The organism is Gordonia insulae (assembly GCF_003855095.1).
In the GTDB taxonomy this organism is placed as follows: domain Bacteria; phylum Actinomycetota; class Actinomycetes; order Mycobacteriales; family Mycobacteriaceae; genus Gordonia; species Gordonia insulae.
Window position 1 is genome coordinate 2,126,846 of sequence record NZ_CP033972.1, and the last position, 26,608, is coordinate 2,153,453.

The following is a 26,608-nucleotide window of genomic DNA, read 5'->3' on the forward strand; positions in this document are numbered from 1 at the left end:
CGGAGCCGGACGATGAAGGCGATCACCGTCGTGGATCCCGGTCCGCTCGCCACACTGCAGGATCTCGGCCGCCCCGGCTTCGCCCATCTCGGTGTGCCGGGCTCCGGCGGTGCGGACCTGTCGTCGTTGACCCTCGCCAATCGACTGGTCGGCAACGACGAATCTGCCGCTGTCATCGAGGCCACGCTGGGCCGCTTGCACATTCGCGCACGGGGCGATCTGCTCGTCGCGGTGACCGGGGCCCGCGCGGTGGTCCGCATCGACGGTTCCCCGGTCGGCGGCGATGCCGCGAACCGCCTTCGGGATGGATCGGAACTGACCGTCGACACCCCCACCTGGGGCTGCCGCAACTACCTCGCCGTTCGGGGCGGCATCGACGTCGACCCGGTGCTGGGCTCCCGCTCCACCGACACACTGTCCGGTCTCGGCCCGGACCCGCTGATCGCCGACGTCGAGCTGCCGGTGGGGCACGCCGCCGACGCGTGGCCACCGGTCTTCTCCGCACCCGTCGCCGACGGCGAGCCCGGCGTGGTCACCCTGGAGGTCGCCGACGGGCCACGGCGCGGCCACGTGCGGGAGCCACGGGATCTGATGCGGGGCGTCTGGGAGGTCGACGTCGACAGCAACCGGGTCGGGGTGCGTCTCGACCGACCCGTGGACGCCGACGACCCGCTGGTGCTCCACCGATCCGATGTCGGCGACCTCGCGTCGGAGGGCATGCCGCACGGCGCTGTGCAGATCCCGCCGTCGGGGCGGCCGGTGATCTTCCTCGCCGACCATCCGGTGACCGGCGGCTACCCGGTGGTTGCCGTCCTCACCTCGGACGCCATCGACCGGGCGGCTCAGCTCGTGGCGGGGCGACAGGTTCGGTTCCGCACCCGATGACGGCCGGCCTCGTTGACAGCGGATTGAGACGATCCTAGACTTTCGTCTCATGACCGAGGTGCTGACGACTTCTTCGAGCGACGTGACGGTCGAACCTCAGGATCCCGCGGGACCGCGCCCCGACGACTATGCGCCGCTCGGCCCGGACTCGCTGACCTGGCAGATCTGGGGTACCTGGACGGGCATGTTCCAGGGACTCTGGGCCGGCTCGATGCAGAACATGCACCCCAAACTGGGCGCCGCGGTGTGGGAGCACTCCGATTTCTTCGGTGAACGATGGCAACGTCTGATGCGCTCGCTGTACCCGATCAGCGGTGTGGTGTTCGACGGTGGCACCGCGACCGGGCGCGAGGTGCGCGACTACCACCGCGACATCAAGGGGCAGATGGAGGACGGTTCCCGATATCACGCGCTGGACCCCGACGTCTTCTACTGGGCGCACGCGACGTTCTGGTACGGGAATGTCCGGTTGTGCGAACGTTTCGGGCCGTGGCTGAGCGAGGACCAGAAGCGACAACTCTTCGAGGAGTCCAAGGCGTGGTACGCGATGTACGGCGTCTCGATGCGACCGGTCCCGGACACCTACGAAGACTTTCTCGAGTACTGGGACTACATGTGCCGCAACGTTCTTCGGGACCATCCCGCAGTGCGCACCGTGCTCGACATCGGGCAGCTGCCGCCGCCCCCGTTCCTGAGGTTCATTCCGGAGGGCATCTGGTTCCGTTACATGGCCGAGCGCAACCAGCGCTTCTTCACCTGGCTCACCACCGGGTTCTACGACGAGCCGATCCGCGAGATGATGGGCCTGCCGTGGACCGAACGCGACGAGAAGCGATTCCGACTCCTGGGCCGCGGCATCAACCTGGTGATGCACCGACTGCTGCCGAAACGATTTCTGCGCCACCCGCGTCCGCGGGATGCCTGGGACCGCGTCAGCGGGCGGGTGTCCCCGGACGCCCCGCTCGTCGAGACGCCGACCCGCAACCTTCCGCCGGAAGCCGAGCGGGACAACCCGATGCACTACTGCCCCGTCCACGCGGCACGGCGCGCGACCTATCCCGGGCGGGTCTCGGAGAGCTGACCCGGATCGCTACTGCTGACCCAGCCCCCTGCGCATCGCCTGGCGAACCCGCTGCGCCTCGCGTCGTGCGTACGGATTCGACTGTCCGGCACGCGAACCCGCGAGCTTCGCACCGATGTGCTCGCCCACGGTGATCGGCGAATAGCGACTGCCGGCACCCACGCACGAGGGCAGCGTGGAGATGGTGGCGTCGATGTTCCCGTCGTGGAAGAACGCCGCCGACCGGCGCCGCTCGATGGTGCCGTCGACGATCGGCGGCTTCACCCGATGCAGCGTCGACATCCACCGCTCGTTGGTCCACCGTGCCATCAGGTCACCGAGGTTGATCAGCAGGGCACCGTCGGCGGGAGCCACGTCGTGCCAGGTGCCCTCGCGATCGAGCACCTGCAGTCCCCGGACCTGATCTGCCCACAGCACCGTCACGATGCCGTAGTCGGTGTGCTCGCCCATGCCGGTCAACTCGCCGTCGAGTTCGATCTCGCCGGGCGGCAGCGCATAGTTGTTCATCCGCAGCACGTCGAGGGAGTGATCGGTGTAGCCGTCGAAGAAGTCCGGCGGCAGGTCCAGCGCCTCGGCGAAGATCCGCGTCAGGGTGTGCGCCACCCGCGAGGCCTCGGCGAAATAGGCGGACACCGCGGCCTCGAAGTGGTCGACGGCCGGCCAGGTGTTGCTCGCGTACTGGTCCTCGGGTAGTTCGAGTTCGGGGTAGGCCGTGGCCTCGACACCGACGTTGTAGGCCTCGAAGAAATCGTTCATCCGGTCGGCAGGCTCGACGCCCAGACTCAGCGAGAGCGACTCCGACTTCGGTGGCGCGTAGCCACGATTGATCTCCGGCGGCGTGCGGTAGGCCTTCTTGGCCTCGAGCGGGAGTTCGAAGAAGTCGTCCATCACCGCGGTGAACTCGTCGATCACCGCGATCGGGATCTCGTGGCCGACGATCTGGATGAAGCCCACGCTCGAGGCGGCATCGTCGATCTGCGCGGCCACGACCGCCCGATCCGACGCACTGCCGCCACCGGTGTACGGGCTGATGTCGATGATCGGCACGGAGAAGGTCCCCGCGGGGTTGTCGATGACCGCGCTCATGCCACCCATAGTGGCACCGAATCCTCGATCGTGCTGATCAGCGGTCGCGGGACGTCGCCGTCCCGATCACGCGAGGTGCCCGGCCCGGTAACGGACGAAGGCCGGAATGGCCAGCGCCGCAACGATGGTCCCGATGATGACGCCGATCCCGCCGCCCGCGGTGGCCACGGCGGTGCCGACGACCGCCGCCGTCGCGCCGTGCGTGACGTCGGCGATTCGCGGCCCACCCGCCACGACCACGATGAAGACACCCTGCAGTCGACCACGCACGTCATCGGTCGCGGCCGCCTGCAGCATCGTCTGCCGGAAGGCCGCCGACGCCATGTCGGCCGCGCCGCCGATCATCAACGCGACGACGACGATCGGCAGGATCGGCAGCGCGGTGCCGTGCGCGAAGAACAACGCACACCCCGCGACCACGATCGCGGCACCCCAGATCAGGATGCAGACGATAACCGCGAAGCCCTGCCGCTGGACGCGTCCGACCCACCCGGAGAACACGCCGCCGATCACCGAACCGAGCGGGATGGCAGCGAACAGCAGCGCGAAGGCGACACCACCGCTCTCCGGTCCACCGAAACTCTCGTGCGCCATCTGTGGAAAGAGCGCACGGGGCATGCCGAAGATCATCGCGATGAGGTCGACGAGGAAGCTCGCCAACAGCACCCGATGGTGACGCAGGTAGACGAAACCGTCGAGGACCGAACGCAACCCGGCGACCGGACGCGACTCGCCAGGGGCGCGATCGGGTGCCAGCGACGGCAACCGGATCACCGCCCACAGTGTGGCGAACAGACTCAGGGTGTCCACCAGATAGAGCATCGAGTAGCCCAGGACCGGGATGAGGGCTCCGCCGGCCAGTGGCCCCGCGATCGCGCCCGCCTGCATCACCGTCATGTTGAGCGAGTTGGCCGCCGGCAGTTCGGCGAGTGGGAGCAGCCGAGGCAGCACCGCCGTGCGAGTCGGCTGATTGACCGCGAAGAAAGCTTGCTGAACGGCGAACGCGCACAGTAGAAGCCAGACATTTCCGACATCCATGGCGGCCTGCGCCCAGAACACCGCACTGCAGGCGATGAGGCCGAAAGTGGTGATGATCAGGATGAGTCGACGGTCGAAGGCATCGGCCAGGGCTCCACCCCAGAGGCCGAACACCACCAGCGGCACGAGGCCGAAGATCCCGGTGAGACCGACATAGGCCGAGCTGCCGGTGATCTGATAGATCTGCGCGGGCACGGCGACGACGGTGAGCTGTGCACCGATGACGGTGATGATGTTCGCCGTCCACAGCCGACGGAAGTACACGTTCCGCAATGGCGTGGTGTCGGCGAGCAGGCGTTGCACCAGAGAAGCTTAGTGGAGGTAACGATCGACGCGATCCGCGGTCAGGGTTGCAGGCGTTCCGCGTGCCACCCGGCGTCGTCTTTGGTGAGGCGCACACGGTTGTGCAGTCGATTCGCGCGTCCCTGCCAGAACTCGACGACCGACGGCACGAGCCGGAACCCGCCCCACGCCGAAGGCACGGGGACCTCGGCTCCGTCGTCGAAACCGCCGAACCCGTCGGCGACCCCGGCGGCCTTGGCCTCGAGGTCGATCCGACTGCCGATGGGTCGCGACTGTTCGGAGGCGAACGCGGACAGCTGCGACCCGCGCGGCCGCGAGTACCAATAGGCCTCGGTCTCCTCCATGCTCACGTGCGTCACCGCGCCACGGAAATGGACCTGCCGTTCCAACGCGATCCACGGGAAGGTCACCGACGCGTACGGGTTGGCGGCGAGCTCGCGACCCTTGTCCGAGTCGTAGCCGGTGAAGAACACGATGCCGGCGGCGTCGGCGCCCTTGCACAGAACGGTGCGGGTGGCGGGCCGACCGTCGGCGTCCGCGGTGCCGAGCACCATTGCGTTCGGCTCCGGAATCCGCGATTCGATCGCCTCCCGGAGCCAGACGGTGAACAGGTCGACCCAGGGCGGGTCGCCACGCAACCAGCTCGGATCCAGGTTCTCGCGAATCCCGTCGGCGCCCGCGGCACGATCGCCCTCACCGATGTTCGGCGGGATGCCCCCGCCGTAGCCGACCCGCATGTTCGGCAGGTCAATTGGTTCGTCCGCCACGTGCTGAGGCTACTCCCGGACACCGGAGTTACTCCCCGGTATGCCCCGGGATGTCGGCTGACCTAGAGTCCAAGTGGGTGCCCGGTCCGGTGCCCGCCCGGATGTCACCGACCAGCGATGTCCACAGTGCCGTGTCGAGATAGGTGGTCACCATGGCGAACAGCGTCCCCGACGATTTCGTGCCCGGGTTGGAAGGCGTCGTCGCCTTCACCACGGACATCGCCGAGCCGGACAAGGACGGCGGCAACCTGCGCTATCGCGGCGTCGACATCGAGGACCTGGTGGAGAATCACGTCACCTTCGCCGACGTGTGGGCGCTGCTGGTCGACGGCCGGTTCGGTGACGGTCTCCCGCCCGCCGAACCCTTCCCGTTGCCGATCCACACCGGTGACGTACGCGTCGACGTGCAGGCGGCGCTGGCGATGCTCGCACCGATCTGGGGCTACCAGCCGCTGCTCGACATCGACGACGAAACCGCCCGCGCCAACCTCGCACGCGCATCGGTGATGGCATTGTCCTACGTGGCACAGTCGGCCCGTGGTATCCACCAGCCCGCGGTGCCCCAGCGCGTCATCGACGAATGTGACACCGTCACCGCACGGTTCATGACCCGGTGGAAGGGCGACCCCGACCCCGACCACATCCGCGCCATCGACGCCTACTGGGTGAGCGCCGCCGAGCACGGATTGAACGCGTCGACGTTCACTGCGCGTGTCATCGCCTCGACCGGCGCAGACGTCGCGGCCGCCCTGTCGGGAGCGATCGGTGCGATGTCGGGGCCACTCCACGGCGGCGCACCCGCCCGCGTCCTGCCGATGATCGAAGAGGTCGAACGCACCGGCGACGCCCGGGCACTCGTCAAAGGTGTCCTCGACCGCAAAGAGAAGCTGATGGGCTTCGGCCACCGCGTCTACCGGGCCGAGGACCCCCGGGCCCGGGTCCTGCGCCGGACCGCGCAGGAACTGCGCGTGCCGCGTTACGAGATCGCCGCGGCGCTCGAGCAGGCGGCGCTGACCGAACTGCGCGAGCGACGTCCCGACCGGGCGATCGAGACCAACGTCGAGTTCTGGGCCGCGGTGATCCTCGACTTCGCCGAGGTGCCACCGCACATGATGCCGGCGATGTTCACCTGCGGACGTACCGCGGGCTGGTGTGCGCACATCCTGGAACAGAAGCGACTCGGCAAGCTGGTCCGTCCGGCGGCGATCTACACCGGACCCGCGCCCCGCCGTCCCGAGGACGTCGCCGGCTGGGGCGAGCTGACCAAGCCCGGCCTCTGATCCATCGGGGGAGGTTCTGGCCGCACCTCCGGCGTCCTGCCGCACCTGCAGCCTGAAGCCGGAACACCGAACTGCGGCCAGAGCGGCGCCGGGGCATGCCTAGCCGATGTCGCGACGCCGGAAGACCATCCACCCCGCGACGGTGAACACCACTGCGAGACAGAGCATCACCAGTACCGGCGGCCAACTCATCGGCTGCACCGGCACCAACGGCGTGTGCGTGAACGGCGAGAGGTCGCGCGCCCACCGCGGGAGATCGAACATCCCCGACAGCGGGCCCAGGAACAGGGCGGCGATCACGAGCAGCCAGCCGACCGGTACCAGTGCCGGCCGAATCGCGTAGAGCATCACCGCGATTCCCGACATCACCAGCGCTGCCGGTATCTGCACGACCGCCGACGACAACGTATCGCCCGCGGCGGAGGCCCAGTCGCCACCGGCGATCCCGTTGCCGAGCGTCAGCGCCGCCGCGGCCGCCAGCATGATCGCCACCACGCCTGCTGCCGCGAGCACGGCGTGGTCGAGTAGGTATCTCGTCCGCGATGTCGGTGTGGTGAGCAGGAGTTCGGTACGCGATCCGTTCTCCTCGCCGCGCATCCGCGTCGCCAAGTTGACGGCCCACGCGCTCGCCGCAACGGCGAAGAAGCCCATCATCGTCAGCCCGAAGAGGGTGCCCAGGTCGGCGTCGACCCCGGACTGCCGGACCACATCGCCGAATTGGGAGTTGCCCTTGGCCAGTTCGTCGACCGACGGCTGCATGAAACCGACGATGAGACCGTAGGCGACCAGGACGCCGACCCACGAGCCGAGCAACGGCAGGGTGAGCCGGGTGACCACCAACCCGACCGACGACAGACGGGCGCTCGACGCGGGACCCGGCCGCGGTGCGATCAGCCCGGCGTCCATGTCGCGGCGGGTGGCCAGCACACCGGCCAGCCCCACACCGGCGGCGAACACGGCCAGCGACGCCAGTGCGAACAGAAAGTTGTTGTCGCCGAACGGGTCGATCATCTCGGCCCAGCCCATGGGGGTCAGCCAGCGTAGCCATCCCCAGCCGCCGACGGCGTCGGCGGAACCGCGCAACAGGTAACCGGCGAGCACCACCGAAGCCGCGGTCAGATTGGCGATGTGCGAGGTCTTCGCGACCTGAGCGGTCACCAGCGCCACGCCCGCCGCGGCCATACCGGTGGTGGCGTACTGCGCGAACACCGCCAACACGTCCGGCCAACCCGCGCCCAGCGGGAACAGCATCACCGACATCCCCGCTGCGATGAGCACGCTGAACAGCGTCGCGACGATCGCGGCCGCGGCCGGCGGCGCCAGCGGGCCGGTGACCCCGGCACGGACGAGCTCCGCCCGACCGAGCTCCTCCTCTTTGCGGGTCTGACGGACGACCAGGAGGACCACACAGACCGCCAGTGCGGCGACCATGAACAGACCGGCCCGCCAGACCGTGAGAGCAGCAGCGGAATCGGTGTTGTCCAGCGGCCCCAGCAGGAAGCGGAACGCGGCGTTGCCGCCGAGCCCGGCCGCCGCGCCCGCCCGTTGCTGCGCCGTGGGATACATGCTGCTGATGGACGCCGCGGTGGACACGTTGAGCAGGACGAAGACGACGACGGAGATCGCCGCGACCAATCGTTCACGACGGACCATGAGCCGCAACAACAATCCGGTGCGGACGAAGCGTTCCGACGGAGTCCGCACCGTGGACGTCGGCCCACCCCGGTCGACGAGCGCCGCGGTCATCGCGATCCCCCCGCCCCATCGGCGTATGCGTGCAGGAAGAGCTCCTCGAGGCTGGGCGGCTGCACGGCGAGGGCCCGCACGTCGTGGCCGGCGAGCGCCTGCGTCACGGCGGAGAGTCCCGCATCGTCGACGGTGAACGTGACCGCATCCCCGTCGACGGCGAAATCATGCACGCCGTCCACGTGCGCGAGAGCACCGACGTCACCGGACACCGTTGCGGTGACCCTGGATCGACGAAGGTGGCGCAGTTCGGCGAGCGGGCCCGACTGGACCGTCCTGCCGGCGCGGATGATCGTCACCGTCTCACACAGTTCCTCCACCTCGGCGAGGATGTGACTGGACATCAGCACCGCGGATCCCGTTGCCGCACGGTCTCGTACACAGTCGGCGAACTCCCGCGTCATGAGCGGGTCGAGGCCGGAGGTCGGCTCGTCGAGGATCAGGAGTTCGCTGTCCGCGCAGAGCGCGGCGATCAGGGCGACCTTCTGCCGATTGCCCTTGGAATAGGTCGACGCCTTCTTGGTGGGGTCCAGCTCGAATCGGTCGATGAGTTCCGCCTTGCGCGAGGCGGACTCGATCCGGACCTCGCGCAGCGACAGCAGCAGATCGATGCACTCGCCGCCGGTCAGCTGAGGCCACAGATTGACGTCACCCGGGACGTAGGCGAGGCGACGATGAATCCGCACGGCATCGGCGAGCGGGTCCGCGCCGAACACGCGGACGTGCCCGTCGTCGTAGCGATACATCCCCAGCAGGACGCGGATGGTGGTCGATTTTCCGGCGCCGTTCGGTCCGAGGAAACCGGCCACCTCGCCGGCGCGCACCCGCAGGTCCAGGCCATCGAGCGCATGGAACGAGCCGAAGGACTTACGCAGGCCGGATACGTCGATCACAGCATCAGTTCCCAGAGTCATGATGGTCCTCTCGATCTCGGTTCCCCGTCGCTTCGCTCGCCCCGGTCCGATTCCCCGTCGCTTCGCTCGCCCCGTTCCGATTCCCCGTCGCTTCGCTCGCCCCGTTCCGATTCCCCGTCGCTTCGCTCGCCCGTGTAAGCGATCACCGTGTCCAGCAACGATTCATCGGCCATCACGCCGTGCACCGCCAACTCGGTCGCGGGCACCATGACGCGCTCGACATAGGACCGCAGGATGGCCCCTGCATCGGACCAGTCCGGCGGAGGATGCATGACGACGTCGACCAGCAGGGCACCCATCGACTGGGCGACCATGTAGCGCGCACGTGCCGCCTCGTCGCGCGACGGTCGGATGGTTCCGGCCATCACACCGCCACGGAACGTCGCCTCGGCATCCTCGGCGAGATGCTCGAGCAGTTCCCGCGCCATCTCACCGCCTGCCTGGAGGCTGCGGATGAGGTAGACGATGCGTGGCCCGTCGTCGTCGATCGACTCCAGCTTCGCCAGGAATCCGCCGAAAGCGTGTGCGCCTGCGGTTGTTTCGAGGCCGGCCTCGTTGGCCTCGCGGGTACGGCGCAACACCTGTGCATCGCATTCCGCCCGCAGCTTCTCCTTGCTGCCGAAATGGTGGATCACCAACCCGGGGCTCACGCCGGCCGCATCGGCGATCGTCCGGACGGTCGCGGCGAACCCGTCGCGCGCGAACACCTCGATCGCGGTGTCGCGCACACGCGCCCGGGTGGTGCGATCATCTGCGATTGAACGCATGTTTGAGATGCTAAACGTGTGTTCAGCCGAGGTCAAGAGACTGTCGACTCACGCGACAACGGCGAGCTTCTGATGCGATGGAGCCGTGAAGGTCCACTGGATCCCTCTCGGTGCCGGGAGCCGGGTCGTCCCGTGCTGCGGCCGCGCCTATGAGGCGATCTGCGCCCGCCGCGACCACCGACCCTCCGCGCCGCTCGTGCACGCCGCCCTCACGGTCGAGCACGCCGGGCAACTCTGGAGCATCGAGCAGGCGCCGGCCTGGGGCACAGGCTCCGCCGGCCCGGGCGTCGTCGTCCGCGGAGCGGTCGGTCTCGCATGGCTGGGACGCAGCCCCCTGTTCGGCTATGAGGTCCGTTGCCGACCCGGTGGCACCATCCCGGATCTCGCGCAGGCCGTCGCCCATCGAGTGATCCCGACCGATCCCACTCGCACCGCTCGTCTCATCGCGCTCGCGCCCGAGGTGCCCGCCCACACCTGGGGCCGCGACGAGATGGGCGCCGGCGACATGTGGAACTCCAACTCCGTGATCGCCTGGCTGCTGGCCCGCAGCGGCCACGATGTGGACGCGGCCGGGGCGCCGCCGGGCAGTCGGGCACCGGGCTGGCAGGCCGGGCTCGTCGCGGCCGGGCGGCCCGACGAGGGGCCACGACCAAGGTGGCAGAGGCCACAACCTTAGAATTGCCCACATGAGTGACACCGCCACCGCACCGATCACGATTCCCGCCGACCTCCTGCCGTCGGACGGCCGCTTCGGTTGCGGTCCGTCCAAGGTGCGACCCGAGCAGTTGCAGTCGCTGGTCGACACCGGGGCGTCGGTGTTCGGCACCAGCCACCGTCAGGCGCCGGTCAAGAATGTCGTGGGTTCCATCCGCGCCGGCCTGTCCGAACTGTTCGCGCTGCCCGAGGGCTACGAGGTGGTCATCTCCAACGGCGGCACCACCGCGTTCTGGGACGCTGCCGCGTTCGGCCTGATCAAGCAGCGTTCACTGCACCTGACCTATGGCGAGTTCTCGTCGAAGTTCGCGACCGTGGCCAAGAAGGCACCCTTCCTCGACTCGCCCGCCGTGATCTCCACCGATCCGGGCACCGCACCCGATCCGGCCGCGCTGACCTCCGACGACTTCGGTGGCATCGACCTCATCGGCTGGGCGCACAACGAGACCTCGACCGGTGTCGCCGTGCCGGTGACCCGTCCGGCCGGTTCGGATGACGCACTCGTCGCCATCGATGCGACGTCGGGTGCCGGCGGCCTCGCCGTGAACGTCGCCGATTCCGACGTCTATTACTTCGCCCCGCAGAAATGCTTCGCCTCCGACGGAGGGCTCTGGATCGCGCTGATGAGCCCGCGCGCCCTGGAGCGCGTCTCCCAGATCGCCGAGACCGACCGCTGGTGCCCCGAGTTCCTGTCGCTGCCCACCGCCGTGGACAACAGCAGCAAGAACCAGACCTACAACACCCCGGCCGTCGCGTCGCTGCTGCTGCTCGACAACCAGATCCAGTGGATGCTCGGCCAGGGCGGCCTGGACTGGTGTGTCTCGCGGACCGCGGACAGCAGCTCCCGGCTGTACCAGTGGGCCGACGCCAGCGAGTTCGCGACCCCGTTCGTCGCCGATCCCTCACAGCGCAGCCAGGTCGTCGGCACCATCGACTTCGACGACGATGTGGACGCCGCCGCGGTTGCCAAGACCCTGCGCGCCAACGGTGTCGTCGACACCGAGCCATACCGCAAGCTGGGCCGTAATCAGCTGCGCGTCGGCATGTTCCCGGCGATCGACCCGGATGATGTCACCAAGCTGACCCAGTGCATCGACTTCGTCGTCGAGAAGCTCTGAGGCGGAGAACCCACCCCGGCGCCCGACGAAGAGGGCGCGGGTAGCCTGGTCCCAGGGGCCACATCCGACCCTGTGGTCGCTCGGGCAACAACCTTGCTGATCTGCGGTTTTGCCGCGTGTCCCGCGGCTTTGCGGCATGCGCTTGGTCTAACCTGACCCCAATGCCCGCACTCGTGGTCACTGGAGGAGGAGCAGATGCGTGAACTTCGCGTCGTCGGCGTCGAGGCCGACGGCTCTCATGTCATCTGTCGTGATCCCGAGTCGGGTGAGAAGTACCGGATTGCGGCCGACGAGCGCCTGCGCGCGGCGGCCCGGGGTGACATCTCACGATTGGGGCAGATCGAGATCGAAATGGAAAGCTCACTACGACCACGAGAGATCCAGGCCCGCATCCGGGCCGGCGCGAGCGTGGCAGAAGTCGCGGCAGCGGCCGGGGTCCCGGTCGACAAGATCGAACGATTCGCACACCCGGTCCTGCTCGAGCGCACCCGTGCCACCGAGCTGGCGTCGCTGGCCCACCCGATCCGTGAGGACGGCCCCTCCGTGTCGACCCTCGGTGAGGTGGTGTCCGAGGCTCTCACCGCCATGGGACACAACCAGCAGGACGTCGAGTGGGACGCGTGGAAGGGCGACGACGGCCACTGGGTGGTCCAGATCGGGTGGCAGGTCGGTCGGACCGACAACCACGCACACTGGCGATTCCAGCCCGGCTCCCACGGCGGCACCGCAACTCCGCTCGACGACCTCGCCGACGAGTTGACCCACCCGGAGACCATCGCGCCCCGGCGACGGCTGACGCCGGTGGCCACGCCTGATCTCGCGCCGCAGACCGAACCCGCCCCGGTCACCGGGCGGGCCGTCGACGGCCACGAAGAGGTCACCGTCGACGCCGATCGGCTCATCACCGCGCAACGCACACGAAGTGGTGCATTGCCGCCGAGCCACGACGAACACGGCACCGTCGCGATCGATTTCGGATCGGCGGACGAGTCCGCGTGGACCGAGCCGAGCGACGATCCGACGCCCGAGGCGGGCGAGGAAGCGACACCGTCGACCACCACCGCTTCGGGTGAGGATGCCGACGAGCGGTCCGCCGCACCGTCTCCCAAGCCCCGACGTCGGTCCCGGAAGCCGGCCGTCCCCGCATGGGAAGACGTCCTGCTCGGCGTCCGTAGCAACGGCAACAGCTAGTCTGTCGACGTGTCGGCACGCGCAGTCAGCCTCTGGTTCATCGACAGCGACGATCCCGTCGCACTGCTGGGGTCCACTCCGGCCAACGACGTTGTCGCAGCACAGAAGTTGGCCGAGGCGATCTACGGCGACCGGGTGCTGGTGCCCATCGTCGACACCGACCTCGCGACCGCTGCGGCCGCACAGGATCCGCACGTGTACGCCGGGTGGTACGGGCGCCTGGCCGTGATCACGTGTTCGCTGTTCGCGGCGAACCAGCCGTCGACGCTGACCCGCACCATCGCGTCGATCCGGCAGAGCGCCGCGGCAACCCTGCTCTACACCGACCCCGAGACCTCCGTCGGCGCGTTCGCCCGCTGGGAGAACGGGGAACTACGACGGTCGTTCGCGGCCGATCCGGTGACCATCCTCGAGGACAACGGTCTGCCGTTTCCGCTGGAGCGACCGTTCTGGGGCGGCGAACATCCGCTGCGCTACGCGCCCGGCATCCCCGCCGAACCTCTCGCGCTGCCGTTCCATCCTCAGGAACTGGCCGAAGAGTCGAACCGGGCGTGGCTCGGATTCCGCTTCACCCGGCCGTTCGGCGAGAACGACCTCGATCCGGCTCGGATACCCGTCACCGCTTTCGCCATCCATCCCGCCGATTACATACCGGCGGAAGCGGATTGGGCACGATACCAGCACAGCAAGAACGTCGGCACGCCGGGCGCCGGGAGCGCCGCGCCGAATCCGGTCGACGCCGAGCCCTCCCCGGTGCGCCGACGCGGACGGATCGCCCGCTACTTCGGCTTCGGCTGACGTCACCGACCGAGCGCCAGCAGCGCGATCGACGATCCCAGGCCGGCGAGGAGCCCGATGATGCTGCCCCACACGATCCATCGCCAGACAGGGCGGTCGCGGAGATCCCACAGCGTCCAGCCGAGCCCGACGGCGACGACGAGCACCGCCGCCACACCGAGCCAGCGCACCACTCCCCCGATGAGTTCGTAGACCCCCACCAGCAGGCAGGTCGTGAACACGGCGAAACACACTGTCACCAGGAGCCCGAGGACCCACGGCGTCGGCTCGGCGACCGCCCGGTCGTCGTCGGTGGCGCGCGGGAACAGTTGTCGCCCTGCGCCTCGGCCCCCGGTGATCATGCGTCCATCGTGCCCGATCGGACCCGCTCATAGAACGCGATCGCCGCGGCAGTCGCGACGTTGAGCGAATCGGTACCCCGGCTCATCGGGATCCGGGCACGCACATCACTGGCGCGCATCGCCGTCTCCGACAGGCCCGGCCCCTCCGCACCGACCAGAAAGGCGACCTTCGCCGCGTCGACGGCCTGCGCCAGCGGCACCGAACCAGGCCCGGGGGTGAGAGATACGAGGCGGAAGTCGTTGTCGCGCAGCAAGGCCAGATCCCATGGCCAGTTGTCGAACCGGGCGGACGGGACCAACAGCGCGTGCCCCATCGACACCCGCACACATCGCCGGTACAGCGGGTCGGCGCATCCCGCGCCGAACAGCACCGCATCCACCCCGAGGCCGGCCGCGTTGCGGAAGATGCTGCCGATGTTCTCGTGGTCGTTGACCCCCTCGAGGATCGCGATGGTCCGCGCGTGGTCGATGACCTCCGCGACCGACAGCACCGACGGCCGTCGGGCCGCGCCCAGGACACCACGATTGAGGTGGAATCCGACGATCTCGGCCATGACCTCGGCGGATGCCCGGAAGAACGGCGCCCCCTGGATCGACGGGTCCATCAGGTCATCGGCCAGTTCGCGGAGACGTTTGTCGACACCCAGGAATGCATGCGGGGTGAAGCGGGAGGCGATCATGCGCTGCACGACCAGCACACCTTCGGCGATCACCAGGCCTTTGCCGACGCGCCCGCCGGGCAGCGCGGGAACGTCGGGGCGCCGGTCGACGGAATTCAGGTCACGGAAGTCGTCGACCCGGGGATCGCCGGGATCGTCGATGTCGATCACGTCGACGCGCATGCTGGCCACCTCGACAGTCTGCCAACCCGTAATCCGGGGCTGGTCACCGGCGGTGCTGGCGGATGTGAAACCGTGGACGGGTGAGTGATTCGCAGGCCACCCCGTCAGACCTCACCGTGGCCAGGGCCACCGATGCCGACTGGGACGAGATCTTCGCGACCGACGCTCGCGCATTCCTGATGACCAACCCGCTGTCGGCGGCCGAACAGGCCGACCTGCGAGGCAAGGTCGACGACGCCGACGTCGTCCTGGTGCGCGACCCGGACGGTCTCGTCGGAGAACCACTCGTCGGGGTCTCCATGTTCTACCGGATGACGATGACCGTCCCGGGTGGCTCGCCGCAGCCCGCGGCCGGCCTGTCCTGGGTCTCCGTGGCCGCCACCCATCGGCGGCGCGGCATCCTCCGGACGATGATCACCGAACTCTTCGACCAGTGGGAGGCCGAGGACCAGGTCTTCGCCATCCTCACGGCGAGCGAGGCGACGATCTACGAGCGATTCGGGTTCGGACCCACCTGCTTCGCGCAGGAGGTGTCCGTCGACCTGTCGGCGGCCAAGATGCGACATCGGGCAGATCGCACGTCATCGCCGGTCAACTACGCCGGCGCCGACGACGTAGCGCAGCGGATCCCCGAGCTTCACCAGCGGTGGACGGCCACCCGCCCCGGCGCCCTGGCCCGGCCGGCGTCGTGGTGGGATCCGATCCTGGCCGACCGCCCGTCGCAGCGGCCGAGTCACAGCAGCGGCCTGCACTATCTCGTGCACGAGGACGGGTATGCCGCGTATCGGATCGACCAGTCCGGCGAGCCGGCCCGTGGCGACATCACCGAGGTCGTCGCGATCACCGATGACGCCCACACCGATCTGTGGCGGGTACTCGTCGGGCTCGACCTGTTGCCGACGGTGACCGCGGCGATCCCGGTCGACGACCCGCTGCCGGCCAAGCTCACCAACCACCGGGCCGTGTCGGTCACCGGTGTGAGCGACAAGATGTGGCTACGGATTCTCGACGTCCCGCGGGCACTGGGCGCCCGCCACTATGGCGCGGATCTCGACATGGTGCTCGAGGTCGGCGATGACTTCCGTGGACGTGGCGGGGTCTTCGACGTGTCGATCCGCAACGGCGGCGCGATCGTCGCGCCGAGTGCCGCAACCCCGACCGTCCGCCTGGACATCTCCGTGCTGAGCGCGTTGTTCCTCGGGGGTACACCCGCCCGCACGTTCGCGGCCGCCGATCGGCTGTGGACCGATTCCGCGGAGACGCTCGCGGCCCTCGACCGCGCCTTCACCACCGATCGGGCACCCTTCGCGGGCACCTTCTTCTAATGGCTGTTCACTCCGCGATCGTCGTCTCCGGTGATGATCTTCTTGATGATCGGCACGACCGCTGACAGCGTGGCCCGCTCCTCGGGTGTCAGTTCCTCGATGCGCGCGCTGAGCCATTCCTCCCGCGCATCGAGCTCCGCGGTGATCACCTCGCTGCCGCGCTCGGCGAGCGTGACGATCGCCTGCCGCCCGTCGGTCGGATGCGGCTCACGCCGGACCATGCCGAGATCCGACAGGGATGCGATGACGCGGGTCATCGACGGCGGTTGGACACGTTCGGCCAGCGCAAGGGCACCCGGGGTCATCGGTCCTTCATGATGCAGGGTGGACATGGCGGACAATTGCGTCAGGGAGACCACCTTGCTCACCCGCCGACCGCGCAATCGCCTCGCCAGACGGACCACGGCCAGTGCGAGTTCCCCCGACAGCGTGGTATCCGTGCGCGGCATGTCCGCGAGTGCGACGTCCGTGAGTGCGATGTGCGAGATTGTCATGTCGCGATGTCCTGTCCGAGCGAGCCAAATCTGAGACCACAGAGTTCCCGTTGCTAAGGGTAATTCACTTCTGCGATCCTGCAATGCAATAGCATTATTTGCGTCGGCAACTTCTATTGCAATCGATCACGTTCGGCTTCACTGGTGTGGACTTTGGATCACCCGATGAGGTCGGAGATCGGCGCGCGCGCAAAGTAGGCGACGAACACCGCGGCGACGATCCAGAGCAGCGGATGGACCGTCCGGGCCTTGCCCGCGGCGGTCGCCATCACCACCCAACTGATGAACCCGACGCCGATACCGTTGGCGATCGAATAGGTGAACGGCATCGTGACGATGGTCAGGAATGCCGGCAGTGCGTACGAGAATTTGGTGAAGTCGATCGACGACACCTGCCCGATCATCAGGGCCCCCACCACCACGAGCGCCGGTGCTACTGCCTCCAGCGGGATCACCTCGTAGAGCGGTGTCAAAAACATCGCCACCAGGAAGAACACGCCCGTCACGATGTTAGCCAGACCGGTCCGCGCCCCCTCGGCGATACCCGAGGCGGACTCGACGAAGACGGTGTTGGACGACGACGACGCGACACCACCGGCGATGGCGCCGGAGCCCTCGACGACCAGCGCCCGGCCGATCCCCGGGAGGTTCCCCTGGGCGTCACTCAGGCCACCTTCCTTGCCGAGACCGGTCATCGTGCCCATGGCGTCGAAGAAGTTCGACAGCACGAGAGTGAACACGAGAACCGAGGCCGCGAGCACCCCGATCCGGGTGAAGGCGCCGAACAGGTCGACGTCGCCGACCAGACTCAGATCGGGCAGCCCACCCAACCCGTCCGGCAGTTCGGGGACCGACAAATTCCACCCGTTCGGATTACTGACGCTTGACCCCAGGTCGAGAGTCGCCTCCAGAATGATCGACACGATCGAGGTGATCACGATGCCGATCAAAAGACCGCCGGGCACCTTGCGGACCACCAGGACGCCCATCAGCAGGACGCCGAGCGCAAAGATCAGAGTGGGGACGGTGGTGATCGAGTTGTCGAAGCCGAGCTGCACCGGGACCGTCGTGCCGGCGGCGTCGGGGATGCGTCGTACGAAGCCGGCGTCGACGAAACCGATGAAGGCGATGAACGCACCGATACCGGCTGCGATGGCCGCCTTCAGCTCGGCCGGGACCGCGTTGAAGACGGCGGTGCGGAATCCGGTCACCGCAAGCAACACGATGATGATGCCGTCGATCACGACAAGACCCATGGCCTCCGGCCAGGTCATCTGCGGTGCGATCGTCACTGCGAGCAGACTGTTGATGCCGAGGCCCGCGGCGATCGCGAACGGGTAGTTGGCGACCAGTCCGAAGATGATCGACATGACACCCGCGACGAGCGCCGTGACCGCGGCGACCTGGGCGAGGGGCAGCACGTTGCCGAGCACGTCGGCGTTCTTCTCCCCGCCGGGGATACCGCCGATGATGATCGGGTTCAGCACCACGATGTAGGCCATCGTGAAGAAGGTGACGAGACCGCCGCGGATCTCCCTGCTCAGCGTCGAGCCGCGCTGACTGATCTTGAAGAAGCGGTCGAGTGCGCCGGTGGGCTCGGCCGTTGCAGGTCCGGTTGTCGTCGGCGTGTTTCCGCTTGCGGTCGGGGGGTCTGACGGTGGCGGCGTCTCGCTCGATGACGGGGTGGGCGCCGTCGACGACTCCGTGGACTCGATCGACGATTTCGTGGGCTCGCTCGACGGATCGGTGGGCACAGTCGAAAGTTACTCTGATGCCATGCCCGATGCATCCGACATCCCCGAACTCCCGCGTGCTCTGCGGGCCCCCGAGCCCGTCATCATCACCGGGATGGTCGCGTGGCTCGTCGCGACCGTGGTGGTGTGGGTGACGGGATGGGGTGGCGACCGTGCGGTCCAGGTCTGCCTCGTGGGACTGGCCGTCGGGGTACTCGGTACGACGATCTTCCTCGTGCAGCGGGCCGCGTCGCGGCGCGGCGATCGGACGGCGCAGGAGGGACTCGACTGAGCCCGGTCACTTCGACGGGAAGTCCACCACGTCGAGGTCCATCGGCATGGCGTCGGTGACCTGCTTGCCGACCGGTTCCGATGCATACTCCGGTGGCCCGCCGGTGGTGAGCAACGGCTCGAGCTGAGCCTCCGACTGCAACCGATGCGCGACCGTGAACTGCTTGTACTCGTACGGAATCCCGGACGCCCGCAACGGGTCCGGGCCGTTCATCGCATGGAAATGGAGATGTGGGGCGTCGGAGTTGCCGCTGTTGCCAAGTCTGCCGATGACCTGCCCGGGCGTCAGCGTGTCCCCTACCTCGACCTTCACGCTGCCCGGCTCGAGGTGGGCGTAGAACACGTAGACGCCGTCGGCGACCTTCGCCACCACATGGTTGCCGCCGTACTGATCGAGCGGCAGGCCGGTCGGACTCTTGCCGGGAATCTGGTCGGGAAGTCCGTCGACGACCCCGACGACGGTGCTGTCGGCGACCGAGTGGATGTCGGCGCCGTAGTACGGATAGGACGAGAGCTTCGTCGGGTCGCCGACGTACAACTTGCCCGCCTCATCGAGTTGCACCCAGTCGATCGCGAATCGTTCTGCGAGCCAGAATCTTCCGTTGATCGGGTTGGCGGCCATACGGTGCGCGCTGGTGCCACAGCAGCCGTCCCCGTTCAGCCAGCCGTCGCCGTACAGCGGCGTGTCGACGACCACCGCCTCCTGCTGGTCGACGGTCACCGTGATGGGCTCGGCGATCACCGCCGGGATCAGCGGCGGTTGCGGCTTCGACGGCGCGACGGTCAGCGTGTTCGACAGCGACGCCGGCGTCGGTGCCCCGTCGGGTAGCACCACGTCCAGGGTGAGCCGGGCATACTCGCCGCCGGCGAGGTCGAGTCCGGGCGCTCCGCTGCCCCGTCGCGTGAGCGCGGTCAGGGCGGCACCCTCCAGAGTGAGTAGCGACTGCCCCGACGCGCTGACCTCCAGTGAACGGACGCCGACCGGATCCGGGGTCACGTTGATCAGCAACAGTTCATAGGCGAGGTGGGTCTTGCCGTCGGACCCGACGACGGCCATCGGGTCGTCGATGGCGGTGGCGGTCACCGGCGTGATGACGTCGGCGACCGCCGGCGTCGGCCCGGCGACACTCGACGAGGCGGCGGTGGAAGACCCGCTCGACGAGGTGTCCGACGAACAGCCGGCGACGGTCAGTACCGCGACACAGCCGAGGGTGGCGGCCACGATGCCGCGGCGACGATTCCGATGGCGACGATTCCGATGGCGACGGATTCCGGTGGCGACGGATGCGATCATGCGGTCTCCTGATCCAGGCCCCGAACCGGTGGTGATTCTTCCATCGGGGGGTCGGGTCGGAGGGCGAAATGCGGAGACCGGGGATTCCGGCCTGCCGCTGATCGCCGTCACATGACCGCTGCCGATCTCACTTTCCGCTGAACACCGGGAATGCGCCGGCCTCGCCGTAGTCCTCGATCCGCATGCCGCGCAGCGTGTCCATGTCGCCGTCGCAGATCGTGAACTCGACGTCGGCGTTGTTGCGCATGTGGTCGGGGTTGACGGTCTTCGGTAGCGACACCGTGCCCAGCTGCAGCGTGTAGCGGATGCAGAGTTGCGGAACGCTCACGCCGTAGCGTTCGGCCATCGCCGCGATCTCCGGATTCTTGAGCACCTCTCCGTGCCCGATCGGCGAGTAGGCCTCGACGAGGATATTACGGCCGGCGCAGTAGTCGATGAGATCGGTCGGGGTGTTGCCGGCGTGTACGAGGATCTGATTCACATGCGGCGCAACAGTGCTCGTCGCGAGGATGTTGTCGAGGTCGTTCTGCTCGAAGTTGGAAACACCGATCGAGCGGAGCTTTCCTGCCTGGTATGCGTCCTCCAGCGCGCGCCACGCCTCGCGGTTGCCATCGGCGTAGTCGCCGCCGCGCCAGTCGGCCCACGGCTGCGGGCTGAGGATCAACATGAGATCGAGGTGGTCCATGCCCATCGTGCGCAGCGACTCGTCGATGGCCGCGGTCGCCTCCTGGTAGTTCTTGATCTCGGCGGCCAGTTTGGTCGACACGAACAACTTGTCTCGGGCCACACCGCTCGTGCGCACGCCCTCGCCGACACCTCGCTCGTTGCCGTAAGCCTGCGCGGTGTCGATGTTGCGGTATCCGACGTCGATCGCCTCAGCGACGGCACGCGCGGCCTTGTCGTCGTCGATGAACCAGGTGCCCAGGCCCAGCTTCGGGATCCAGACGTCGTTGGACAGTGTGTGGGTCTCATCGAGAATCATGGTGCTCTGCCTTCCACTCAAGCCTGGTACTCAGCGTCGGTGACGTGGTGGAGCCAGGTGACGACGTCACCACTCTCATCGGCCTCCTGCATGGCGACATGGGCCATGAAGCGGTCGGCGGTGGCACCGTGCCAGTGCTCCTCGCCGGGTTCGATGTAGACAACGTCGCCGGGTCGGATCTCCTGGACGCCACCCCCGCGCGTGGCGACGAGTCCGATGCCGTCGGTGACGTACAGGGTCTGCCCCTTCGGATGGTGATGCCACGCGGTGCGCGCCCCCGGCGAGAAGCGCACATGGGCGCAACCGATGGCCGACTGGTCGTCCGGGTTTCGGATGCCGTCGATCTGCACGGTGCCGGTGAACCACTCGCCCGGTCCGGGCGCGGTCCGTCCTCCACTCTGGGTGAACTTCATGCCAACCTCCTCAAGCTGAACGGATATCCCGTATCCGCTTACCCAGCGTAATCACATAAGCGGATATCGTCAATCCGCTTAGCCGGTAGAGTGAGAACATGGCCAAGGCACAACCAGCACGTCCGTTACGCAAGGACGCGTCAGTCAACCGCGAAAGGCTGCTGGACGCGGCTCGAGAATTGTTCGCCGAGAAGGGACTCGGCGTCACACTCAACGACATCGCGCACCATGCCGGAGTCGGCGTGGGCACCGCGTACCGACGTTTCGCCAACAAGGAAGAGATCATCGACACCCTCTTCGAAGAACGACTGCAGGCGGTCGAGGCGGTGGCACGTGAAGCACTGGCCGAACCCGACCCGTGGAAGGCACTGACCGACTACCTCCGTCGCGCACTGCAGATGCAGTTCGGCGATCGCGGCCTCCATCAGATCCTCGACGACCCGACTCTCGGCGATGACCGCATCGCCGATGTCCGCGTCCGGATCGCCCCCCTGATCGTCGAGCTCGTGCATCGGGCCAAGGATGCGGGGGTCGTCCGTGGCGATTTCGAACCGACCGATGTCACGTTCATGCAGTCGGCGATGGCGCCGATCATGGACAGCACCCGCGATGTCGCCCCCGAAGTCTACGAGCGATACCTCACCTTTTTTCTCGACGGAATTCGAAGTGACGACCGGGGATTCACGCCGCTACCGGCGGCTGCGCTCAGCTCGGTGTCGACGCATCGTGCAATGACGGTCCGGCGCCGTTCCACATCGCGCCGCGGCGTGTGAGTCTGCTTGCGCGGCGCGATCACCGGGCGAGCGAACAGATACCCAACATCGACTCCTCTACCGACAGCTCGATGACCGAGTTGGCGCCGGCCTCGATTCTCGGGCCGTCCCCGGCTACCCGGTGCGTCAAGGCGTGCCGGCGAGGACGAGCAGCGCCAGGCGTGCTTCGACTACCGAGATGGGTGGTGGGATCGTCTCGGTGAGCTGCAGCGTATTGCGGCCGGGTGGCGGTTCGGCCTTCGTTCCGGGTGGATGGATGCGTGCGCGTGTCTGGTCGAGGTGCCGGCCATAGAGCTGTGCGATGTCGGGGCGGCGATTGATCTGTTCGGGGTTCGGCGGTGCGTCGGGTTGGCTGTTGCGCCGCCACCAGGTGCGGCCGGCGTGGAGACCGTCACGGTAGACGCCTGTCGTGAACTGCCCGACCCGATGCCCGACCATCCGGTTATGTTTCGGGCAGGCAGGGGCCAGATCGACGATGTCGGTGAGCCCGCCCTCGGCGAAGTCCAGTGCGGCGTGATGCATCTCCACCTGAGTGGCGGGCTGATCGCAGCCGGGCGCTGAGCACACCTCCCCGTCCGGGCGGGCAAATGATGCCAACCGTTGTCCTTGCGACGCCAGCCGTTTGGCCTTGCCCAGATACAGCGGCACCGCGGTGTGGTCGGCGAAGACAGCCAAATACTGTTGGGCGTCGGCGGCCAGGCGGATGACATCGGCAATCGGCAGCAGCGAACCTGTTGCGGTGGTGGCCAACCCGGCCTCACGCTTGAGGTCGTTGAGGTCGGCCTTGACGATCAACTGCACCGGCAGGCCGCGGTGGGACTTACCGAGCAACCCGTCGGTGAACACCGCACGCAGCAGTGCGGCCAATGCATCATGATTGCGTTGAGCCGGTGTCCGGCGGTCACGTTCGACCGCCGCGGACAGCTGGTCGGGGTCGGCGTCCTCGATCGACCCACGTGGTGACTGCGGATCCGCGGGATTGTTCATGCCGGGTTGGGCCCACACAGCCTGCAGCATCTCCACCAGGGCGCGGGTTTCCGGGTCCAGATGTCCGGTCAGTTTCGACATCTGTTGCGCATTCTGCCGATTCAGCCACAGGTTGCGGTGCCGTTGACGATCGGCGTCGTCGGTCAACTCGCCGTCCGGATCCAGATGGGCCAGCAGACGTTGGCCGAGTTCGCCGATCTCGGCGGGCGTGTGTGTGGCGGCCAGCTCCCCCATGGTGACCTCGGCAGCGACCTTCCGGTCGTGCGGCAGGCGATGAGGCAAGGCGTCGAGAATCTCGATCGTCTTGTGCACGTGCGCCGCACCCACCGCACCGGCGGCGAACGCCACTGCCAAGGTCGAATACTGCGGGTCGCCGGTCTGCCCGTTGAGCTGCCGGAACCGGCCGGTGGCGGCGAGTTGCGCTCTGCGGCGTCCGGGATCAGAGATCCGCAGGTGGGCGTTCATGAAATTGGCCAGGGACCGAAATCCCATCGCCCGGGGCACATCCCGATCAGAGAGATCCAGGACCTGACGGTTGCCCTGAAACGTCATCCGATTGATCGCCCGCTCCGTCGCTTGCGCCACGTCAATCAGTTCGGCATCGCTGCAACGAGCCAGATCCGCCTCGCCGAGCCGATCCAGCAGCGAGTGCAGTTCGGTGAGCAGCGCAGGAACCTCCGACAAGGACTCACCCACGCCATCGGCACCTGTGGTCGGCTCGGCCATACTCACCCCCAATGAGTTTGCTTCGAATGTATGTTCGACTATAGGGCATTCAGGCGGCACTCGCAACTGTTATCTCTCAGGACATCGGTGACAGTTATGTATCAAGACATCGGTGACAGTGTGGGTAGTCTTGGTGGTGACACTTCTGCATCGATGCTCGGCCGGGGGCTGTTAACCCTGTAGTTCGGCTGGCGATCTCTCAGTGGCCTGACGACGCGCCGCGCGGAGCGGTCTCGACGTTCTGCGTCGAGCATGGCATCTCCCGAAAATCGTTCTACACGTTGCGTAAACACGCGAGGAACGACGCGCCCGCCGCGGTGCTCGAGCCGCGGTGCTCGAGCCGCGGACCCGCCGCCCGAGGTCGAGCACGCATCTTCCGCGAGGCCGGCTTGGCGGGCCGCGACGCGGTCGCCACTCGCGGCGGCGGTGTGTGAAAGCAATTCTCGCGCCGTTGGATCCAGTCGGATCTGTCGCAGCCTCCTGCTTTCGACGGAGTCAATCCGCCGCAATGTGTCGCCGAGAATCCGCAGTTAGAATCCGCAAGGACGACAGAATGTTTGCTTCTTGAGTCACATCCTCATCAACGATCCAGCGCGAGCCTCACCCGTGGTAGGCCACCTCGGAAGACCATGACGCCTCGTCCTGGTGTGCGGCATCCCAGATCGCCTCGGCCACCCGATCGGGAGTGAAGGGACCGTCTTCGCCGAGTGAGCCCTGCACCGTCACTGACACGGCGCGGATGCCCTCCGGCGCGAGAGTCGTGTCGATACTACGGACAAGATTCCGGATCCCGGCCTTCTGCACGCCCAGCGACGCTGCACGATTCCACGGCTTGTCCGCCGCCATGCTCCCGGTAACGGTGACGCGGCCACCCGCCGACATGAACTGCCGCGCGGCCTGCACCGCAGTGAGTAGGCCACCCACACCGAGCGCGACATCCTCGAGCAGTTCCTCGACGGTGAGTTCGAGCGGATCCTTTTCTCGGAAAGCACTGGGGTTGAAGTGAAGGACGTCAATTCGGTTCCACCACTGCCCCATTGATCGAATTTCTGACGTGGCCGCCGCCACGTCCGTGACGTCCAAGACCTCGGCGAGAGTCTGCGCGCCGTGGTCGGCAACCTGGCGATCCAACTCCGCCAACCGGTCCGCATCGGTGCCGAGCAGCCCGACGTCGTATCCCTTCGCCGCGAATCGCCGAGCGACCGAACCGCTGACGCCCGGACCTGCTCCCACCACGACGATGACCGGTTTGCTCATGGGTTTCGAGCATAGTCGGACCAAAGATATTCAGCAAAATCAGTTTACTTATTGACATGTATTGACTGATTCGTCTACCTTTCGTCCATCACCCTTCGGAGTGGTCTGCATCACAACGCAGCGAAAATGTGCCGAGGCTCGCGACGAGCCTCGCCGATCAAAGGAAGTCAGTATGCGTTTCGCGTCATCCCGCTCGCGTCGCCGCTATGCGACAGCGTGCCTCGGCGCCGTGGTCGTCATCGCCGGCGCCACGGCATGTACCGAGGATTCTTCCAGTGAGGGCGGCTCATCGTCGGCAGCCGCCGAGAGCGCGGTCGCGGCTGCACCCAGCGGTACATTTGCCGGCAATCAGGCCAGCGGGACACCGGTCAAGGTGGGGCTGATCAACCCCGAAGGCGGCCCGGCGATCTCGTTGCCCGAGGATCGAGAAACGGCCGAGGCCGTGGTCAAGTACGCCAACGAGAATCTCGCAGGCATCGGCGGTCGACCGATCGAACTTGTGGAATGCAAATCCAAGGAAGACCCGGCGTCTGCAACTGCGTGCGCAAACCAGATGGTCGAGGCGGGTGTGGTGGGCGTCGTGGTGACCAACACCGCCCAAGGCGACGTGATGGTACCCATCCTCACCGGCGCCAAGATCCCCTACACCTCGTACCAGGGCGCAGGACAGACCGAGCTGACGGCTCCGGATTACTCCTACTCATGGACAGGCGGCTTTCCCGCGGTTCTGAGCGGGATGGCCAAGTACACGGCGGGTAGCGGCATGAAGGACGTGACGCTCTACGTAACCGACTCCGCAGCCGCCATCAACGGCGCGAAGGCCATGGGTGTTCCGGCATTCCAGGCGGCCGGCATCAACTTGAACGTCGTTGCCATCCCCCTCGGGAATCCTGATGCCTCACCGCAGGTGTCCGCCGGCCTCAAGAACAACCCGCAGGCCGTGGGCATCGTCGGCGATCCGACGATGTGCACCTCCGTGCTCAAGGCTCTCGGCACCGTCGGCACGGACGCGGAGAAGATGGTGATCGGACCATGCCTCGATCCGAGCGTCATGGAGGCCGCCAGCGCAGAGCTGAACGGCTCCAAGGTGTTCAACACCGCCTTCGGCTCCGGAACCGATCCGGAATCGTTGACTTATCAGGCGATCATGGCCAAGTACGCACCCTCGGTCTCACCCGACGGAACCGCGGTGACCGCTTACCAGTCGATGCTCGGCTTCGTCCGCACCGCCGGAACTGTCAAGGGTGACGTCACTGCAGCGTCGGTGAACAGTGCCATCCGTGCCGCCGCGAATGTTCCACTGCCGGTCGGCGATGGGCTGGCGATGAGCTGCAACGGCAAGGCCGTCCCCGGCCTGCCCATGGCATGTAGCGCAGGCGCCCTGGTGGGCACCGTCGACAACGGCCAGATCACCGACGTCAAGCAGCTGAACTGACGTCGGGGCCCGGTTCCGTTGGATAAC

Annotated in this window: 26 protein-coding genes; 11 read left to right on the plus strand and 15 right to left on the minus strand. The window is 67.3% G+C overall.

Annotated features, from left to right (window positions below; genetic code table 11):
* Positions 1-12: 12 nt before the first annotated feature.
* Positions 13-885: a 5-oxoprolinase subunit C family protein gene (locus D7316_RS09595; RefSeq protein ID WP_124708085.1), complete on the plus strand. Its 873-nt coding sequence runs from the start codon at positions 13-15 to the stop codon at positions 883-885.
* 49 nt (positions 886-934) lie between these two features.
* Positions 935-1,966, plus strand: coding sequence for an oxygenase MpaB family protein (locus D7316_RS09600; RefSeq protein WP_124708086.1), 1,032 nt, complete (start codon positions 935-937; stop codon positions 1,964-1,966).
* Between the two features lie 9 nt (positions 1,967-1,975).
* Here D7316_RS09600 and D7316_RS09605 read toward each other — a convergent pair whose 3' ends face one another.
* From D7316_RS09605 to pdxH, 3 genes are all read right to left on the minus strand, one after another.
* Positions 1,976-3,052 (minus strand): isopenicillin N synthase family dioxygenase, encoded by a 1,077-nt coding sequence (locus D7316_RS09605; RefSeq protein WP_124708087.1) that lies wholly within the window; start codon positions 3,050-3,052, stop codon positions 1,976-1,978.
* Positions 3,053-3,118: 66 nt separating this feature from the next.
* Positions 3,119-4,393 (minus strand): MFS transporter, encoded by a 1,275-nt coding sequence (locus D7316_RS09610; RefSeq protein WP_124708088.1) that lies wholly within the window; start codon positions 4,391-4,393, stop codon positions 3,119-3,121.
* A gap of 41 nt (positions 4,394-4,434) precedes the next feature.
* Positions 4,435-5,130 (minus strand): pyridoxamine 5'-phosphate oxidase, encoded by a 696-nt coding sequence (gene pdxH / locus D7316_RS09615; protein WP_124711230.1) that lies wholly within the window; start codon positions 5,128-5,130, stop codon positions 4,435-4,437.
* 182 nt (positions 5,131-5,312) lie between these two features.
* On the opposite strand from pdxH, the gene D7316_RS09620 reads away from it, so the two are divergent.
* Entirely contained in the window at positions 5,313-6,440 is a 1,128-nt protein-coding gene (locus D7316_RS09620) for a citrate synthase 2 (protein WP_124708089.1), read from the plus strand.
* A gap of 99 nt (positions 6,441-6,539) precedes the next feature.
* Here the strand turns inward: D7316_RS09620 and D7316_RS09625 are convergent, their stop codons facing one another.
* The 3 genes from D7316_RS09625 to D7316_RS09635 are packed head-to-tail and all read right to left on the minus strand — an operon-like array spanning position 6,540 to position 9,867.
* Positions 6,540-8,186 (minus strand): ABC transporter permease, encoded by a 1,647-nt coding sequence (locus tag D7316_RS09625; protein ID WP_232016844.1) that lies wholly within the window; start codon positions 8,184-8,186, stop codon positions 6,540-6,542.
* Entirely contained in the window at positions 8,183-9,100 is a 918-nt protein-coding gene (locus D7316_RS09630) for an ABC transporter ATP-binding protein (RefSeq protein ID WP_124708090.1), read from the minus strand. The genes D7316_RS09625 and D7316_RS09630 overlap by 4 nt, the downstream gene beginning before the upstream one ends.
* Positions 9,097-9,867 carry a TetR/AcrR family transcriptional regulator gene (locus D7316_RS09635; protein ID WP_124708091.1) on the minus strand — a complete coding sequence of 257 codons (771 nt, stop codon included), beginning with the start codon at positions 9,865-9,867 and terminating at the stop codon, positions 9,097-9,099. Before D7316_RS09635 ends, D7316_RS09630 begins: the two co-directional genes overlap by 4 nt.
* A gap of 85 nt (positions 9,868-9,952) precedes the next feature.
* On the opposite strand from D7316_RS09635, the gene D7316_RS27100 reads away from it, so the two are divergent.
* The 4 genes from D7316_RS27100 to D7316_RS09655 all read left to right on the plus strand — a co-directional run bounded on the left by D7316_RS27100 (position 9,953) and on the right by D7316_RS09655 (position 13,688).
* Positions 9,953-10,543 carry a hypothetical protein gene (locus D7316_RS27100; protein ID WP_164473756.1) on the plus strand — a complete coding sequence of 197 codons (591 nt, stop codon included), beginning with the start codon at positions 9,953-9,955 and terminating at the stop codon, positions 10,541-10,543.
* Positions 10,544-10,553: 10 nt separating this feature from the next.
* Positions 10,554-11,699 carry a phosphoserine transaminase gene (gene serC / locus D7316_RS09645; RefSeq protein WP_124708093.1) on the plus strand — a complete coding sequence of 382 codons (1,146 nt, stop codon included), beginning with the start codon at positions 10,554-10,556 and terminating at the stop codon, positions 11,697-11,699.
* Positions 11,700-11,894: 195 nt separating this feature from the next.
* On the plus strand, positions 11,895-12,890 hold the full coding sequence (gene sepH / locus D7316_RS09650; RefSeq protein ID WP_124708094.1) for a septation protein SepH: 996 nt from the start codon (positions 11,895-11,897) through the stop codon (positions 12,888-12,890).
* Between the two features lie 9 nt (positions 12,891-12,899).
* On the plus strand, positions 12,900-13,688 hold the full coding sequence (locus tag D7316_RS09655) for a DUF6928 family protein (protein WP_124708095.1): 789 nt from the start codon (positions 12,900-12,902) through the stop codon (positions 13,686-13,688).
* A gap of 2 nt (positions 13,689-13,690) precedes the next feature.
* Here the strand turns inward: D7316_RS09655 and D7316_RS09660 are convergent, their stop codons facing one another.
* Both D7316_RS09660 and D7316_RS09665 read right to left on the minus strand, forming a co-directional pair.
* The gene (locus D7316_RS09660; protein WP_124708096.1) at positions 13,691-14,029 is read right to left on the minus strand and encodes a DUF2537 domain-containing protein; all 339 of its coding nucleotides are present in this window, start codon (positions 14,027-14,029) and stop codon (positions 13,691-13,693) included.
* Positions 14,026-14,871: a TrmH family RNA methyltransferase gene (locus D7316_RS09665; protein WP_408610071.1), complete on the minus strand. Its 846-nt coding sequence runs from the start codon at positions 14,869-14,871 to the stop codon at positions 14,026-14,028. The genes D7316_RS09660 and D7316_RS09665 overlap by 4 nt, the downstream gene beginning before the upstream one ends.
* An 80-nt stretch (positions 14,872-14,951) precedes the next feature.
* Here D7316_RS09665 and D7316_RS09670 point away from each other — a divergent pair, with 80 nt between their 5' ends.
* A complete protein-coding gene (locus D7316_RS09670; protein WP_124708098.1) occupies positions 14,952-16,196 on the plus strand; it encodes a GNAT family N-acetyltransferase in 1,245 nt (414 codons plus the stop codon).
* Here the strand turns inward: D7316_RS09670 and D7316_RS09675 are convergent.
* Entirely contained in the window at positions 16,193-16,645 is a 453-nt protein-coding gene (locus tag D7316_RS09675) for a MarR family transcriptional regulator (RefSeq protein WP_124711232.1), read from the minus strand. The genes D7316_RS09670 and D7316_RS09675 overlap by 4 nt on opposite strands.
* Positions 16,646-16,848: 203 nt before the next feature.
* Positions 16,849-18,444 (minus strand): NCS2 family permease, encoded by a 1,596-nt coding sequence (locus D7316_RS09680; protein ID WP_124708099.1) that lies wholly within the window; start codon positions 18,442-18,444, stop codon positions 16,849-16,851.
* A gap of 22 nt (positions 18,445-18,466) precedes the next feature.
* Here D7316_RS09680 and D7316_RS09685 point away from each other — a divergent pair, with 22 nt between their 5' ends.
* A complete protein-coding gene (locus tag D7316_RS09685; RefSeq protein ID WP_124708100.1) occupies positions 18,467-18,715 on the plus strand; it encodes a DUF2530 domain-containing protein in 249 nt (82 codons plus the stop codon).
* 6 nt (positions 18,716-18,721) lie between these two features.
* On the opposite strand, the gene D7316_RS09690 is transcribed toward D7316_RS09685, so the two are convergent.
* The 3 genes from D7316_RS09690 to D7316_RS09700 all read right to left on the minus strand — a co-directional run bounded on the left by D7316_RS09690 (position 18,722) and on the right by D7316_RS09700 (position 21,403).
* The gene (locus D7316_RS09690; protein WP_124708101.1) at positions 18,722-20,008 is read right to left on the minus strand and encodes a M23 family metallopeptidase; all 1,287 of its coding nucleotides are present in this window, start codon (positions 20,006-20,008) and stop codon (positions 18,722-18,724) included.
* 127 nt (positions 20,009-20,135) lie between these two features.
* Positions 20,136-20,990: an aldo/keto reductase gene (locus tag D7316_RS09695; RefSeq protein ID WP_124708102.1), complete on the minus strand. Its 855-nt coding sequence runs from the start codon at positions 20,988-20,990 to the stop codon at positions 20,136-20,138.
* Between the two features lie 17 nt (positions 20,991-21,007).
* Positions 21,008-21,403, minus strand: a complete 396-nt coding sequence (locus D7316_RS09700; protein WP_124708103.1) for a (R)-mandelonitrile lyase — start codon at positions 21,401-21,403, stop codon at positions 21,008-21,010.
* 98 nt (positions 21,404-21,501) lie between these two features.
* On the opposite strand from D7316_RS09700, the gene D7316_RS09705 reads away from it, so the two are divergent.
* Positions 21,502-22,176 (plus strand): TetR/AcrR family transcriptional regulator, encoded by a 675-nt coding sequence (locus D7316_RS09705; RefSeq protein WP_124708104.1) that lies wholly within the window; start codon positions 21,502-21,504, stop codon positions 22,174-22,176.
* Positions 22,177-22,302: 126 nt separating this feature from the next.
* On the opposite strand, the gene D7316_RS09710 is transcribed toward D7316_RS09705, so the two are convergent.
* On the minus strand, positions 22,303-23,889 hold the full coding sequence (locus D7316_RS09710) for an HNH endonuclease signature motif containing protein (protein ID WP_124708105.1): 1,587 nt from the start codon (positions 23,887-23,889) through the stop codon (positions 22,303-22,305).
* 600 nt (positions 23,890-24,489) lie between these two features.
* The gene (locus D7316_RS09720; RefSeq protein WP_124708106.1) at positions 24,490-25,146 is read right to left on the minus strand and encodes an SDR family oxidoreductase; all 657 of its coding nucleotides are present in this window, start codon (positions 25,144-25,146) and stop codon (positions 24,490-24,492) included.
* A 172-nt stretch (positions 25,147-25,318) separates the two neighbouring features.
* On the opposite strand from D7316_RS09720, the gene D7316_RS09725 reads away from it, so the two are divergent.
* Positions 25,319-26,581: an ABC transporter substrate-binding protein gene (locus D7316_RS09725; protein WP_124708107.1), complete on the plus strand. Its 1,263-nt coding sequence runs from the start codon at positions 25,319-25,321 to the stop codon at positions 26,579-26,581.
* Positions 26,582-26,608: the final 27 nt, after the last annotated feature.